Source organism: Streptococcus sp., assembly GCF_032481935.1.
Taxonomy (GTDB): domain Bacteria; phylum Bacillota; class Bacilli; order Lactobacillales; family Streptococcaceae; genus Streptococcus.
This window is the reverse complement of record NZ_JAWERU010000059.1, coordinates 1-15,451: the sequence shown is the minus strand read 5'-3', so window position 1 is coordinate 15,451 and position 15,451 is coordinate 1. Positions and strand designations below refer to the sequence as shown.

General features: G+C 41.9%; 15 protein-coding genes. 1 reads left to right on the top strand and 14 read right to left on the bottom strand.

What is annotated here, in order from left to right; genetic code table 11:
- On the bottom strand, nucleotides 1–477 hold a 477-nt coding region (pgk, locus tag E7C97_RS08760), incomplete at its 3' end, for a phosphoglycerate kinase (RefSeq protein ID WP_316108939.1).
- A gap of 237 nt (nucleotides 478–714) precedes the next feature.
- Entirely contained in the window at nucleotides 715–5,529 is a 4,815-nt protein-coding gene (locus E7C97_RS08755) for an endo-beta-N-acetylglucosaminidase (protein ID WP_316108937.1), read from the bottom strand.
- Nucleotides 5,530–5,834: 305 nt separating this feature from the next.
- On the opposite strand from E7C97_RS08755, the gene E7C97_RS08750 reads away from it, so the two are divergent.
- Nucleotides 5,835–7,478, top strand: coding sequence for a Na/Pi cotransporter family protein (locus tag E7C97_RS08750; protein WP_316108936.1), 1,644 nt, complete (start codon nucleotides 5,835–5,837; stop codon nucleotides 7,476–7,478).
- Nucleotides 7,479–7,583: 105 nt separating this feature from the next.
- Here the strand turns inward: E7C97_RS08750 and E7C97_RS08745 are convergent, their stop codons facing one another.
- The 12 genes from E7C97_RS08745 to E7C97_RS08690 all read right to left on the bottom strand — a co-directional run bounded on the left by E7C97_RS08745 (nucleotide 7,584) and on the right by E7C97_RS08690 (nucleotide 15,254).
- Nucleotides 7,584–7,880, bottom strand: a complete 297-nt coding sequence (locus E7C97_RS08745; RefSeq protein ID WP_045762653.1) for an enterocin immunity protein — start codon at nucleotides 7,878–7,880, stop codon at nucleotides 7,584–7,586.
- A gap of 24 nt (nucleotides 7,881–7,904) precedes the next feature.
- Complete coding sequence (gene pepA / locus E7C97_RS08740) at nucleotides 7,905–8,969, bottom strand: glutamyl aminopeptidase (protein ID WP_316108934.1); 1,065 nt, start codon at nucleotides 8,967–8,969, stop codon at nucleotides 7,905–7,907.
- 103 nt (nucleotides 8,970–9,072) lie between these two features.
- A complete protein-coding gene (gene yidD / locus E7C97_RS08735) occupies nucleotides 9,073–9,327 on the bottom strand; it encodes a membrane protein insertion efficiency factor YidD (RefSeq protein WP_083280534.1) in 255 nt (84 codons plus the stop codon).
- Nucleotides 9,327–10,052 carry a pseudouridine synthase gene (locus E7C97_RS08730; RefSeq protein ID WP_016466836.1) on the bottom strand — a complete coding sequence of 242 codons (726 nt, stop codon included), beginning with the start codon at nucleotides 10,050–10,052 and terminating at the stop codon, nucleotides 9,327–9,329. The genes yidD and E7C97_RS08730 overlap by 1 nt, the downstream gene beginning before the upstream one ends.
- A complete protein-coding gene (gene scpB, locus E7C97_RS08725) occupies nucleotides 10,039–10,608 on the bottom strand; it encodes an SMC-Scp complex subunit ScpB (protein WP_049510276.1) in 570 nt (189 codons plus the stop codon). The genes E7C97_RS08730 and scpB overlap by 14 nt, the downstream gene beginning before the upstream one ends.
- Nucleotides 10,609–10,620: 12 nt before the next feature.
- The gene (locus E7C97_RS08720) at nucleotides 10,621–11,355 is read right to left on the bottom strand and encodes a segregation/condensation protein A (protein WP_049510275.1); all 735 of its coding nucleotides are present in this window, start codon (nucleotides 11,353–11,355) and stop codon (nucleotides 10,621–10,623) included.
- Nucleotides 11,355–12,089, bottom strand: a complete 735-nt coding sequence (gene xerD, locus E7C97_RS08715) for a site-specific tyrosine recombinase XerD (RefSeq protein WP_316108930.1) — start codon at nucleotides 12,087–12,089, stop codon at nucleotides 11,355–11,357. Before xerD ends, E7C97_RS08720 begins: the two co-directional genes overlap by 1 nt.
- A complete protein-coding gene (gene cbpB / locus E7C97_RS08710) occupies nucleotides 12,086–12,547 on the bottom strand; it encodes a cyclic-di-AMP-binding protein CbpB (protein WP_049527719.1) in 462 nt (153 codons plus the stop codon). Before cbpB ends, xerD begins: the two co-directional genes overlap by 4 nt.
- Nucleotides 12,544–13,065 (bottom strand): metallophosphoesterase, encoded by a 522-nt coding sequence (locus E7C97_RS08705; protein WP_316108928.1) that lies wholly within the window; start codon nucleotides 13,063–13,065, stop codon nucleotides 12,544–12,546. Before E7C97_RS08705 ends, cbpB begins: the two co-directional genes overlap by 4 nt.
- On the bottom strand, nucleotides 13,041–14,012 hold the full coding sequence (locus tag E7C97_RS08700; RefSeq protein WP_316108926.1) for a nucleoside-triphosphate diphosphatase: 972 nt from the start codon (nucleotides 14,010–14,012) through the stop codon (nucleotides 13,041–13,043). Before E7C97_RS08700 ends, E7C97_RS08705 begins: the two co-directional genes overlap by 25 nt.
- Nucleotides 14,009–14,803, bottom strand: coding sequence for a glutamate racemase (racE, locus tag E7C97_RS08695; RefSeq protein ID WP_049503242.1), 795 nt, complete (start codon nucleotides 14,801–14,803; stop codon nucleotides 14,009–14,011). The genes E7C97_RS08700 and racE overlap by 4 nt, the downstream gene beginning before the upstream one ends.
- 205 nt (nucleotides 14,804–15,008) lie before the next feature.
- Nucleotides 15,009–15,254: a YneF family protein gene (locus E7C97_RS08690; protein WP_001048970.1), complete on the bottom strand. Its 246-nt coding sequence runs from the start codon at nucleotides 15,252–15,254 to the stop codon at nucleotides 15,009–15,011.
- Nucleotides 15,255–15,451: the final 197 nt, after the last annotated feature.

Below are 15,451 nucleotides of genomic sequence, written 5' to 3'. Positions count from 1 at the left end.
TGCACGGTGAGCTGTACCGAATGCATCGTTTACGAAGATACCATCTCCAAGTGATGCCCAGTATTTACCAAGTTCAGGATCGTTTTTAGATTCTTTCTTACCGTCAACATCTTCAAAACGAGTGTTTTCAACCAAAAGAACTTGTCCATCTTCAAGAGCGTTGATAGCTGCTTCCAATTCAGCACCACGAGTTACACCTGGAAGGAAAGTAACTTCTTGACCCAATTTAGCAGCCAAGTCAGCAGCTACAGGAGCAAGTGATTTACCAGCCTTGTCTGCTTCTTCTTTTACACGTCCAAGGTGAGAGAAAAGAATCGCACGTCCACCTTGTTCAAGGATGTACTTGATAGTTGGAAGAGCTGCAGTGATACGGTTGTCATTAGTAATCACGCCATCTTTTACAGGAACGTTGAAGTCAACACGAACGAGAACTTTTTTCCCTTTCAACTCAACGTCTTTAACAGTCAATTTTGCCATTTGGAAAGACTCCTTAATTTTTTTTACGTGTTAATTATATCACAAAATCAATAAAAGAGATAGCAAAACCTTAAACTTTTATCCACAACAATTTTTCTCGATTAATTAAGGACAGTGCTTGTAACTACGACAGAATACTTTGCCATTTTTATTCTCCTCCCCTATACAAAAAGATTTGACCCTTAAAAGTCAAATCTTTTTTATTATATGAAGTCAGTGTTAGATACACTCTCTATCTTAATCTTCTTTTTTCTTTTGTGCTAGTAATCCAAAGCTACCTAGAACTCCGACCAAGCCAAGGGCTAGGAGGTTTGCATCTACTTCTGCACTTGTATTTGGAAGTTGTTTTCCTTCAGTCTTTTCAGCCTGTGCTTGCACTTCTTCTTTTGCTGGTTCTTGCTTCGCCACTTGGCTCACTTGAACTGGAGAAACGGATGTTTCAGTCTTAGGTTCTGTTTTTGTAGTTTCCTTCTTAGTATCTTGAGTCGCTGGAGCAGGTGTAACTGGTCTGTCACCTGGTACTTTAACTACTTTTGTACCGACTTCAACAATTTCAGTTACGGCTTCCTTGAGAACTTCTGTCCCCTTAAGACTGCGATGTCCTTCAGAATCAATCTCTACAAGGTTTCTACGAAGGCCTGCAACTCCTACTTGAACCAAGCGACGTTCTCCTACTTGGAGGCTAGGATTTACTCGTTCTTCATGTCCATAGGCAAGAACTTCTTCTTCCACAACCAAGCTTGGTTTCTTAACTTCTAAGACTTTTGGACCGTCAAGCGGTTGAGTACTACTTTCAATCTTAGTACCAACCTCAGTAATCTCTGCCACTGCTTCTTTGACTACTTCTGTCTTTAGAAGAGTACGGTTGCCTTTGGCATCCACTTCAATCAAATGACGGATTTGACCTTCTACACCCGCTTGAACAAGACGTCGTTCACCCAACAAGAGGTCTCCTGACGGACGTTCTTGGCGTTCGAAGGCTTGAGTTTCTGTTTCAACCACTAGCTCAGGTAGAGCTTCAACTGTTGGAGCAGTTTCACCTTCTTCTAAGCTACCCACATGATGGCTTTCTTTAACAAGGAGTTTTTTGTTGAGTTCTTCCTTGAGGTTGGCAAATGCTTCTGGACTTGGATTTGTTGAGCCAATAAGAGTTTCTGCTTGAGCGATGATTGGATCGTCTGCATTTTTCTCACGAACTTTTCCTAGAAGAGTTTCAAGCTCTTCCTTAGCTGTTTGATAAAGCTGTACACCATTCAAGTCAGAACCTGCTTGTTTCAAGTCATTCAAGGCTTGGTTGACTGCTTCTTGACTAGCGTCGTAGTTTTCTAGGACAGCTTTTGCTGCTTCAATCTTCTCAACGAGAGCTGCTTGTTTTTCAGCATCCGCAAATGTATAAGCTGTCGTTCCTTTGCGTCCTTGAGCAGATGTGATTTCTTGTTTCAGATATTCGTCGTTAATGGCTGCCTTAGGTGATACTAGAACATCAAATTCGACAGTTTGTCCTTGATAGTGCAATTGGAGTTTTTGACGGCCTGCTTTTTGAGAATCATAGCCTGTAATTTCGACTCCTTGGTCTGTAAAGCTATGTTCTGTCTCCGTTTCATCATCATACAAGACCTTGAAGCGTCCCTCTGATAAGTCAAGAGTATCGCCTACAAAGTAATCAATTTTCGGTTGTTTGCTAATATACAAGGCTGCGACTTCTTTTGGACCAGCTTCTTCACCAGTCACTTGAACCTTGAAGCTTCCTGCAACTGGAAGACCAAGATAGCTCACTGTCAACTCTTGTTCACCATGGTGATGAGCATCGTAGCCGTTAACAACTACACCTGCATGACTGAGGTTAATGACTTCATCTGCTTCTTCACCTTCGTATTTGACACGGAGAAGACCACCCTTGAGATTCAATTCCTCACCATCTTGGTAACTTGTCTTTTTAGGTGCTACTTCTAGACTGACAGCCTTAATCTTTCTTTCATCCTGAGGAATCGTTACAGCAAGAGTATTACTGATTTCTTTACCTGGCAATTGTGTTCGGTAGTAAAGAAGACTTGGACGTTTTTCAAAGCTCAATGGATCTGTCGCCAAATCTCCTCCAACTGCTGTATTTAAGGTAGCGATTGGAGTTTGTGAATCTGCCTTGTCATAAACTGTGATGGTTGCCCCAGCAGGAACTTCTGAGAATCCAAGCTGAATCTTATTGTCCGTTAGAACACGCGCTGCAACTTTAGCCATTGGAATATTTTGGCTCTCCGTATCAAGAGTTTCATACATCTTCCAGTTGTAGATACGGATAGCTTTCCATGGTGTTCCATTGTCAGACGTGATGACGTTCAAGCGCCAGTCTTGCGCAGTGATTGGGCTATCAAGGGTGATATCTGAAACATGGGCTTTATTGCCACGAACTGCTTTAGCCAGTTTCCATTCTCCAGCTTCATCCTTGTAGTAGAGGTCGAAGTCCTTCGTGTTCATCAAGCCGTCATTGACAGATTCTCCACCAGCACCGGCATGGTCCATGACCCATCTAACGACACGGCGTGGTTGTGTCAAACGAATATCAACACTACCACTCAACTGAGCAGAAGACCATTTGTCAGATAGGCTGGTGATCGTACCATTCAACATACCTTCGATACCTTCTCCACCTTCTGTATTCGGGAAGGTACTTCCGATAACAGTAGCTCCTGGAACGATGTTTTCTGCTAGAGGTCTTGGAAGACTGGTATCTTGGACCGTCATGCCCCAATCAAAGTTTGTAGTTGCTGCTTCAGAGCGAAGGCCATTCTTCCCAACTGCGACAACCTTCAACTCTTGACTGGTTCCAGTCGCAGTAGCTGAACGGCTAACTTTGGGAAGATAAATCGTAGTAGCAGATGAACCTGTCAATAGACGCCAAGCATCGCCATCCTTCTCATAAACTTCATAGAAATCAGCATCTTTGTTACCTGTAAATTGGACAATGGCTTCCGCTTCTTGGGCATTTTTGAGAGATTGTTTGGCTACTTTAAGAGCTGTTGGTGCTTGAGGAGCCTCTTGATTATCTGACACGGTCAACTCACCTAAGTTAAATTGATAATCCTTAAGAGCAGCAGTATTTTCGAAAGTAAGTTTGATACCGTAAATGGTCTGACCTGCCAAGGCACTCAAGTCAAATTCATCTTTTGTCCAATCGTCGGATAGAGTCAGTTCTTTACGAGCATTCTCACCACCATAAGTATAGTTTTTCTGAGTCGCAAATTCTACATAAACCTTGCTTCCCTTACCACCCTTATGGGCAACACGAAGTTTTGTTTTATCTGTTACTTCCAGTTTTGTAGAGTAAAGACGAACATCTTGGTTGGTATTTTCGGCTAAATCACCTGCAAATTTGAGTGAGTTACCGCCATTGTAGGCATCTTCAAAGTCATAGTCAGCTTGGAGTTTAGCAGCTGATGATGTTTGCCACCAACGCCATGTAGGCAAGATACCTGATACAGAACGGTAGTTCCATTCAGAATCCTTAGAAACTTTACCATCTACAAACCATTTTTTACCATGTCCAGTGTTAAAGGATGTTGTGAAGTTACGACCCACTGCTGGTGTGCGGTCAGCTACGAGGTTGGCAATCCCGTACCAGTCCTTGTCATCTGGTTTTTGACCAGTTGGATCTCCTTGGTAACCTGTGAAGAAGATATTTTCATTCTTATGATAGTCTTCACCTGTTTTCCCAAGACTCGTGATAGTATCTGGGGCAAAAAGTCCAAGTGATAAGCGAAGTTTGCCATTCTCATCAAAAAGGGCATCCCATTTCACTTTTGTCTTGTAAGAACCACCTTGTTGCAATTCTAAACCTGCAAAAACATCATACTGACTGCGTTCTAGCCATTTTGCCATAGCTACAGAATAGTCATTTTTCTCTTTGGTCCAGTTAAAGTTGGCAAAGAAGTGATCTGCAGGAACCTTGTCTCCTTCTTTTTGCATAAATGGATAGTTGTACTCGCCTAGTCCATCTTCGTGATAACGACCATATTCATAGGTCATGGCATCGTACCAAGAATACTTGACAGGATGGTTGACTTTGGCAGCATATTCCTTGGTATAAAGCATGAAGTCACGCATTTTCTTACCAAGGGGCGTTACGATATCACCTGTTGTTTCTTGGTTGATAAAGTAACCATCAAAGCCGTAGTATTTAGCCAAATCAACTAACTTGCGAGCGATAGGGAATGTTCCGTCTTCGTCTTGTTGAAGGGCTGCAGCGAATTTTTCTTGGTCTGCAATACTGTTAGACCAGTTGAAGAATAGAGTACCTAATACTGGGACACCATTACGGTGACCAGCATCAATCACGTCTGGAGTTGGAACCAGCCCTTCCCAGAAGACCATGGAATTCAAGTATTGCCAGTAGTCAAAAGCATAGGCCTTAAACTCTTCACCACCTACAGAAGCATGGTCTTTAGCCTTAGAGTTAGTGTTAGCAAGGGCTTCAACCTTGGCATCCTTATTAGCTTTTTCATTGACAACATGTCCACGATAGCGCTTGGCTAGTTCTACTGAAGATCGGTTAATAGCATCGTCTTCACGGGCACCTGGTTCCCATTTCAACAAATCTTCCCAAGTGTCAAACTTAATTTCTTTTGGTCGAAGACTTTTTTCTTCCTTCTTAGGAACATCAGAGACTGTTGCTTTTTCTTCTGGCTTATTTTCTGTAGTAGCAGGCGCTTCTTCCACCTTAGGAGTTTCAGCAGCTGGACTAGTGGCTTCCTTATCACCTGCAGTCAATTGATCCAAGGTTGGCTTTTCTTCTGAAACTGGTTGCTCACTTGCCTTGTCTTCTCTTGCTTCTAGCTCTTTCAATACTTCTGGTGCTGGTGTAGTTGCTTCTGCTGGAGTAGTGGTTGACGGTTGCTCTGAAGCTACTGCTGTAGTTGTTGTCCCATTTTCTGGAACGACAGACTCTTCAGCCAAAGCTGGACCTGCAAATAGAACTGAACCAATCATCAATGAGCAGGCACCCACTGACAATTTTCGAATACTATAGCGACAACGTTTTTCAAAAAATGGATTCTTCATCTTTTTCTCCTTTGACTTTCTCCTGAAAGTAAGCGCTTTATTTTTGAATTAAAAAAGTAGCTGTTCCAAAAAATACACAGAACAGGTCATTTTTATTTTACGATATTTAGAAAAAGAGTCAACACTAGCCCTTCAAGAACTATAAAGAAGTGAAGAATTAATATAAATTAGACAATCATCTGCCATTTTTCGAATTAAAACAACATTTTTCTCAAAAAAGAGCATTTACTACTTGTGAGATTTACTTTTATCCTTTAAAATAGAATGGGAGAAATTCCGCGATTATTTTTCGGAGGAAAAAGAAAATGTCCATTAATTGGCAGGAAATTATTTTTCACTTTTTAGGTGGTCTGGGACTATTTTTGTATAGTATCAAGACCATGGGAGACGGTTTGCAACAAGCAGCTGGAGATCGTCTTCGATATTACATTGACAAATATACCAGCAATCCTTTCTTTGGTATTCTGGTAGGTATTGGAATGACTGCCCTGATTCAGTCTAGTTCAGGGGTTACAGTTATTACGGTTGGTCTGGTTAGTGCGGGACTTTTGACCCTACGTCAGGCTATCGGGATTGTCATGGGGGCCAATATCGGGACAACTGTCACATCCTTTATCATCGGTTTTAAATTGGGAGACTACGCATTACCTATGCTCTTTATCGGAGCTGTCTGCCTCTTCTTTACCAAAAATCGCTCGATAAACAATATCGGACGAATCCTCTTTGGTGTTGGCGGTATCTTCTTCGCCCTCAATCTTATGAGTGGTGCTATGGAGCCCCTCAAGGATTTACAAGTCTTTAAAGACTACATGGTAGAACTAAGTAAAAATCCAATCCTGGGAGTCTTTGTCGGAACTGGTTTAACCCTTCTAATTCAAGCCTCATCAGCGACCATCGGTATTTTGCAAAATCTCTACGCTAGCAATCTGATTGACCTTCAGGGAGCCCTACCCGTGCTCTTTGGGGATAACATCGGAACTACTATCACAGCGATTATCGCTTCACTTGGAGCAAATATCGCAGCCAAACGTGTAGCGGGCGCCCATGTGGCCTTCAACGTTATCGGAACGGTTATCTGTATCATCTTCCTCGTTCCCTTCACAGCCTTGATTCAATGGTTTGAAACGACTCTTCATTTGTCTCCAGAAATGACCATTGCCTTTGCCCACGGAACCTTCAACATTACCAACACCATTATCCAGTTCCCATTCATCGGAGCGCTTGCCTTCATGGTAACCAAGCTCATCCCTGGTGAAGATGAAGTTGTCAAATACGAAGCTCTCTACCTAGACGAGCAACTCATCAAACAAGCTCCATCTATCGCTCTTGGAAATGCTAAAAAAGAACTTCTACACTTGGGAAACTACGCTGCAAAAGCCTTTGACCTCTCTTACGACTATATCATCAATTATAATGAAAAAGTCGCAGAAAAAGGACACAAGACTGAAGAAGCTATCAATACAATCGATGAGAAATTAACTCGCTACCTCATTAGTCTATCTAGTGAAGCATTGAGTCAAAAAGAGAGTGAAGTCTTAACCAACATCCTTGATTCTTCTCGAGACTTGGAACGTATCGGTGACCACGCTGAAGCTTTGATTAATCTTAACGACTACTTACAACGCAAGAATGTTCAATTCTCTAACTCAGCCCTAGAAGAGTTGGAAGATATTTACCGTCAAACAAGCGATTTCGTTAAAGATGCTCTTGAGAGTGTTGAAAACAATGACCTTGAAAAAGCTCAAGCTCTTATTGAACGCCATGAAGCCATCAACAAGATGGAACGCGTCCTTCGTAAGACTCACATCAAACGTCTCAACAACGGCGAATGTTCTACCCAAGCTGGTGTCAACTTTATCGACATCATTTCACACTACACTCGTGTGTCAGACCACGCTATGAACCTTGCTGAAAAAGTTTTGGCTAATGAAAATCAAAGAGCAAACTAGGAAGCTAGCCGCAGGCTGTACTTGAGTACGGCAAGGTGAAGCTGACGTGGTTTGAATTTGATTTTCGAAGAGTATAAGATAAAAAAATGCTTTGATTCGTTCGAATCAAAGCATTTTAAATAGTTCTCCAATCATAATGGAAGAGGCAGCTGCGCCCTTGTACCTAGCTTCTTCCTTTTGGATATAGCTGGCCAGATTGACTAACTCTGGCGCAGGAGTCTTGGGATTCTTGAGAAGTTCAAGTGTGACTAGCCCTGAAAGTCGGACTGCTAGCAAGCGTTCATTGGTGCTGGGCAACTGCTTAGCAGTTTCTAGGAGTGCAGCCACTAAATCTTCACTCAAGTTTTGACGGGCATGATTGTAAAGGTCCCGTATCAAGGTTTCTAGGTTTGGTTCTTCCATACCTATCACCTCCATCTTTTCAGTTTAATAATTTTTGATCAAATCTACAGTAGAGCGATCTAATTTTTTAACCAAGGCTTGTAGGAAAGCTTGAGCTTCTAAGAAGTCATCCATGGCATAAAGTGTTTGGTGTGAGTGGATATAACGAGCGCAGACACCGATTGTTGTAGATGGAACACCACCATTTTTCAAATGAGCTGCTCCTGCATCTGTACCACCTTTTCCACAATAGTATTGGTAATTGATTCCAGCTTCTTCAGCAGTTGTCAAAAGAAAATCTTTCATGCCTGGGAGAAGCAAGTGACCTGGATCGTAGAAACGAATCAAGGTTCCATCACCAATCTTCCCTTGACCACCATAAACATCACCAGCTGGGGAGCAATCTACAGCAAGGAATACTTCTGGGTCAAATTTGGTTGTTGAGGTATGGGCACCACGGAGTCCGACTTCTTCTTGGACGTTAGCCCCAAGATAAAGTTCATTTCCTAGTTTTTGACCTGATAAGTTTTCTGCTAATTCACTAACCATGAGAACTCCGTAACGGTTATCCCAAGCTTTTGAGATGATATTTTTTTCATTAGCAGTTAGGATTGCGCTACTATCTGGAACGATTGTGTCTCCTGGACGGATACCGAAACTTTCAGCCTCAGCCTTATCTGCAAAACCACCATCAAAAACGATATCTGAAATAGCTGGCATAGTTGGCCCACCTGTGCCACGAGTCAAATGTGGAGGAACTGAACCTGAAATTACTGGAATCTCACGACCTTCACGTGTAAAGAGTTTAAAGCGTTGGCTGCTGACAACCATAGGGTTCCAACCACCAATGCTGACTACTCGGAAGGTGCCGTCTGCTTTGATTTCACTAACCATAAAACCAACTTCATCCATGTGAGAGGCTACCAAAACACGAGGTGCATTTTCAACTTCTGAGTGTTTAACCCCAAAAATACCACCCAAGCCATCAGTCACGACTTCATCCACGTGAGGTGTTAATTTTTCACGAAGATAAGCTCGAACAGGTGCTTCATGACCTGAGATAGCGGAAAGTTCTGTTACTTCTTTGATTTTAGAAAATAATGTTGTCATTTCTATCCCTTCTTTCTTTCAACCATTTTACCACTTTTTATAGGAGAAAGGTAGTGGAAATCAACATTTTACCAAGTAACTTACTCTTATAACAATAAAAGAATCACAAATGTGATCCTTCTTCTCTTGTATTTCGCTTTAATGAAAAGTGATCTGGCACTGGATCTTTACCCGTTTTCGACCAAGGATGGCAACGTAATATCCTAGCCAAGCCCATCAAAACTCCCTTGAATCCATGTTTTTCAATAGCCTGAATCATATAGTTTGAACAACTAGGCTCAAATCTGCAGGACGGTGGAAAGGCTGGCGAGATAAAGCGTTGGTAAAAGCGCACTGGCGCAATTAAGATTTTTTTCATTATTTATTATTGGTTACAGCCATGGTGTGTAGTTGGCTGATTTCTTTTTTATTGAGACGGCGTGATTCTCCTGGACGAAGTCCTGTCAAGTCTAGATGACCAAAACGAGTTCGAGAAAGTTTATCTACTTGGAGACCAACAGCTTCAAACATTTTTTTGACCTGGTGATTGCGTCCTTCATGAATGGTTAGCTGGACAACCGAACGGTTTTTTACAGGATCTACTTTTAGAATTTCGTAAACAGCTGGCTTGGTTTTCTTGCCATCAATCTCAACTCCACGAGTCAAGGGACGAAGATTTTCTTTGTTGGCAATTCCTTTCACACGCGCAACATAGACCTTGTCAATCTCATTACGAGGGTGAATCATCTCATCTGTAAAGTCCCCATCATTGGTCAAAATCAAAACTCCAGACGTATCCCAGTCCAAACGTCCCACAGGATAAATACGTTCTTTCACATTGGGCAAAAGGTCGACAACAGTCTTACGCCCCTTGTCATCTGTCACACTGGAAATCACTCCGCGTGGTTTATTGAGCAGATAGTAGACCTTTTCTTCGTTATAGATGGGTTGGCCTTCAACTTCGACCTTGTCGCCTGACTTGATAGTCGTTGCTAGTTCACGAACCACTTGGCCATTGACAGTTACCAAGCCTTGCTTGATCAACTCTTCTGCTTTTCTCCTACTGGCCACACCTGCGTGGGCAATATATTTATTGATTCTCATCTTCTTCTATCCTTTCACCAAATAATTGGCTTTCTTGTGCTTGAATTTCAAGCTCGTCAATCACAGGCAATTCTTCCAAATGGTTAATACCCATGTAATCCAGAAAATAATCCGTCGTTACATAGAGGTTAGGGCGTCCAAGCACCTCTTTTTTCCCGTCTTCTCGTATCAAGTCAAAGGCCTGTAACTTTGCCAAAGCTCCACTCGAATTAACCCCACGAATAGCATCGATTTCTATACGTGTGATAGGTTGCTTATAAGCAATAATGGACAATGTTTCAAGCGCAGCCCGAGATAGACTCTGGTTGATTGGCGCCTTAGAATATTCTTTTAAAATATCAGCAAATTGAGGCTTGGTTACCAATTTGTAGGCACCTCCTGTCTCAATTAGGGCTAGACTAGAATTCTGGTCTTTTTCATACTTTTTGGCTAATTTTTCTAAGCTTTGCTGGATACCAGTCGGTGGAAGCGATAGGAGCTCAGCCAATTGGCGAATCCTAATCCCCTCTTCACCCGCTACAAACAGGAGTGCTTCTATTTCTGCTAAAGTACTCATATTTCCTCTCTATCAAGATCGACTCTGCTCTACTTGATTTTCCTCATTCTTTTTCAGGAGATAGATATCTCCAAAGCTCTCTTTTTGAATTAAGAGAATTTCTTGGGTTTTAATCAACTCCAAGGTTGCTAAAAAGAGTGTGATGACCTCTTGTAAATCCTTGGTTTCTTTAAACAAATCTTGCAAGCATAATTGCTCACCTTCAACCAAGGCTTCTCGGACGATGACCATCATATCTTCAATCTTATACTCATCTCGTAAGATTGTTGTGTGACTTTTCGAGAATTCTTCCTTTTTCTTGGTCAGTAAGGTTGAAAAGGCTAAGAAAAGATCAATCGTCGTCTTATCATGCACAAGTTCTGCATCCTCATAAATCAACTCTGTCGGCGCTTTTGAGTAATATCGAGCTCGTTCTTGATGCTTCACTTCCAACTGCTCTCCCAAAAGTTTAAACTTACGGTATTCTTCGATTTGAGAAAGGAGGTCCTGCTCCAGATCATCCTCTAGGTCTGTCACTTCTGCAACCTTCGGCAAGAGCTTGCGACTTTTGATCAGCATAAGTTGGCTAGCCATGACCATGTATTCGCCTGCCACTTCTAAACGCATAGCTTGTAAGGTCGAGATATAGGTTAGATATTGCTCGATAACCTCTGTAATCGGCACATCATAGATATCCATCTGGTACTTTGAAACCAAGTGCAAAAGAAGATCCAAAGGCCCTTCAAAATCTTTTAATTTAATATCCATTATCTATATTTTTCCAAGGTCATGACTGTCTTTAATCCTAATTTTTTAGCGATTTCGTACAAGTCAACCTTTTCTTCGATCTGTCTTAATATAAACTGTTCTCTCAATCCTTGGGCAGATAAGTCTGAAAAACCTTTTTCCTTTAGAAAGGCTTCTAACTGACGAAAGGCCCATTGACGAGAGTACGGCTTCCCAGCTTTTTCAAAGAGGTAGGTCTGTCCCATCAAGGGTTCTAACTCCGCAAGCAAGTTTGTGGGAAGGCTCAAGATTCTTTGTTGAGAAGCTTTATTGATTCTCAACACTTGAAAATCTAGGTTCACATCACTTGTTTTTAAGGCTAGAATTTCACTTGGTAAGAGGCCCAATTCAACTATCAGTAAGGCCAACAAGCGTCCCTCTGGATAGGTACTTTCTTGCCAGAAAGAACTGAGATCTAAAAGTTCTGACTGAACTTGCTTTTTCTCAGCCTGTTTAGGCAATTCTAAACGATAAAAGGTAGCAATTTTCCCCTTCTGGTATAAAAAGTAAAGAAATTGATTGCAAGCAGAAACCTTACGCTTTTGGGCACTGATTTTAAACTGAGATAGTTGAGCTTGGTAGATTTTTAAACTTGTCTCAGAGATTCGTTCTCCTACAAGATCTAAAAATTGCTCCAAGTCATACTTATAGGATTGCTTAGAATTTACAGACAAACCTTGTTTTTCTTCTAAAAATGCTGAAATTCCTTCTCTCATTTGCTTCGAATCTCATATTCCTTACTAAAGTCATGCAAGAGAGCATTGACAGCCTTAAGGATTGATTTCCGTGTGATAATGCCTTGGAAGATACCATCCTTGTCAACGACTGGTAGGAAAGACTCATCCACTAACTTATGTAAAACATCCGTCAATGTATAGTCTGGACTGACAACTGCTACGTCCTTCTTGGTCATATGCACGATATCCGTATCTGCCATAGCTTCCTGACTCAAGCCCTGCTCCATCTGGTAGGCCAGAATGTCTCTTAGTCCAATGGTTCCGACAAATTCTTTCTCATCAGTCACTACTGGCACTCTGGTATAGGTCATCTGGCTAAGGAGGAGAATTGCATGATCTGCATTGTGGCTATCAATGAGTACAGCCAAATTTTCAGCAGGAGTTAAAAAGGTTTCCTCTTGCTCCAGTAAAAACTGTTCAAACTCTTTGGCAATCATCGAGCAAACTCCTTGGATAAGCCTGGATAGACCTCATGGTTACGTGTCAAAAAGTCCACTTTAAAGTAGCTATCATCAATCTCTACACGGGCATAGAGACATTCTCTGATGGTCCCACGTGGCTGACTGATAGAACCAGGATTTAAAAAGAGGGTCTTTCCTTCCATCCAAGCATTTGGAACATGCAAGTGACCATAAAGACAAATATCCGCATCTTCTTCCTGCGCCCAGAAATCAAGCTTTTGGAAATTGAAGTTAATATCAAATAAGTGTCCATGGGTCTGGATGATCTTGGTAGGGCCTAGTTGAGTCACCAAGCGTTCTGGATAATCCGAATAAAAGTCCATATTTCCTCTGACGACCTGGATTCCGTCCCAGAGGGGTGAATCTGGGCGAAGCTCAGAGTCACCATCGTGAAAAATAGCATCAACTTTCCCCAGATAGCGATCACGTATTTCTTCTACAATCAAGCTATCTCCGTGGGAGTCACTCATTACAATGATGGTTTGCTTTGCCATGATGGAAATACCTCCAAAAGTTTCTTAACAGCTAAGGCACGGTGGGACTGGCTATTTTTTTCTTCAAGTGTTAATTCAGCTGATGATTTGCCAGTTTCTCCTACTAAGAAGAGCGGATCATAGCCAAAACCATTTTCCCCCTTAGGTTCAAAGTTAATATAACCTGGCCAGTCAGCTTCGACAACCAAGCTTTCCTTACCTGGGCTCGCTACAACCAGGGTGGTGTGGAATTGTGCCGAACGGTCCTTTAGTTCAAAGACCATAGCCAACTCGTGCAAGAGTTTAGCATTATTTTCTTGGTCAGTAGCCCCTACTCCTGCGAAACGAGCTGACCAGACACCTGGTAATCCACCGAGGACATCAACTTTAAGACCAGAGTCATCAGCTAAAACCATCTTGCCTGTTAATTTAGAGATGGTTTCTGCCTTAAGGCGGGCATTTTCTTCAAAGGTCATACCTGTTTCTGCTACTTCAGGCAGGTCAGGATAGTCATTGAGATTTTCTACATCATAACCTAGCTTATCAAAGATAGCACGAAATTCCTTGGTTTTACCCTCGTTACGAGTTGCAATCAACAAGGTTTCTCTGACTTTATTTGTCTCAAAAAAGGCTTCAACATTCACTCCTTCTTTAGGCAATTCTACATGTAGAAGTTGTCCATTTTCAACTAAGAGCAAGGCACCTTGACGTTGGATGACTTCCAAGTTTCGGTCCGCTTCTTGGTTGAGAATATCTACCACAAAAGAGAGTAAGCGATAGGCTGAACCATATCGTAAAACAGTGACTGAAAGCGGAAATCCTCGCTCCTCATCTCGAAAGATTTTGGCTAAATCAAACAAAGGAAACGCTAAGTCATCATCCGTCAAAGTCCGAATGCCACCAAAAACACTGTAGGATCCAACATACCAGTCCTGGTCGTCCTTGTATTCATAAATTTTGTTTGTCATAATGTTACATGCTCCACATGAATCTCTTTTTCCAGCCATTCTGCTCCTATCTGGGCAAAACTTTGGCTATTTGCAGTTGTATAAAAACGGTGTTGAAGGGGCGCCGCATCTCGGCTACGGTTAATCTCAAAGTAATTGAGCAAGACTGAAATATCACGCACACACTCAGCTCCACTATCGATCAGCTGAACCTTAGGCCCCATGACATTTTGGATGATAGGTCTAAGGAGCGGATAATGAGTACAGCCTAAAATCAAGCTATCTACTTTTCCGACTAAGGGACGCAAAGTTTCATAGACAACTTTCTTGGTCACACTGGTCGATAGAGCACCTGACTCGACCAAGGGAGCAAACTTAGGGCAGGCCAAGCTTTCCACTTGTAAATCTGGGTCTAGATCATGAATCTTTTGTCGATAAATATCTGATTTTACCGTCATTGGAGTTCCAATCACACCGATTTTCCCACCTTGACTCGCTTTGATAGCTGCTGATGCACCAGGCAAAATCACACCCAGCACCGGAATATCCAACTTAGCTTTAATCTCTTCCCAGACGACTGCCGTTGCTGTATTACAAGCAATGACAATCATCTTAACATCCTTGGTCAAAAGAAAGTTGACCAGCTGCCAAGTATATTCACGAATCTGCTCAGCAGGCCGGGGACCATAGGGAGCCCGTGCCGAATCTCCAATATAGACGATTTCTTCATGAGGAAGCTGGCGCATGAGTTCACGCACAACCGTCAAGCCCCCGACACCCGAATCCAAAAAACCAATTGGTCGATTATCCATACAGTCTTCTTTCTAGTAATTTTTCTGATTGATAGTTCATTATCATTACATTTCTTCCTGAAACTTCTGACAGACTGGGTAGCTCCCGACTGTCTCCCTCTTAATCATAATCAAATATCAATAGAATGCAAGGAAAAAGTCTTGTCTCTAAATATCAGTCAAACATAGTGAGAAGTCTGGAACTTTCATCCCAGACTTTTCCTATTTATTTCTTTTTATTGTTAGCAAGGGCTGCTTTTTGTTGGCGAATGATTTGGTGGTAAACTTGTTGTACTTTAGCTTCGCTTGGCTTTTGACCGTTTGCACTTAACAGAGTACGAACTGCTTCTGCGTTCAAACGTGGGTTATCCGCAAATTCTTTTTCGATTTGCTTGCGCACCAAGTACATACCTCCAAGAGCTCCTCCTAGAAAAGCTAAAAGAATCAATACAATTGCTAAAATAAGGTTCATAACATTTCTCCTGTTTCTTTTTGAATCTTCTATATTATACCATAAAGTCCTACGCCTGACTAGTTTGAGTTACGCTTTCATAAGGGTTGGTAATTACTCGGTAACTTCTCAAAGTAACTTCCACTTTCCTGACCAAAGTGGAAATTAGTCTAAAACGGATTTTTATGGTGGAATTAAGTGTGAGACGTTTGTGGTAG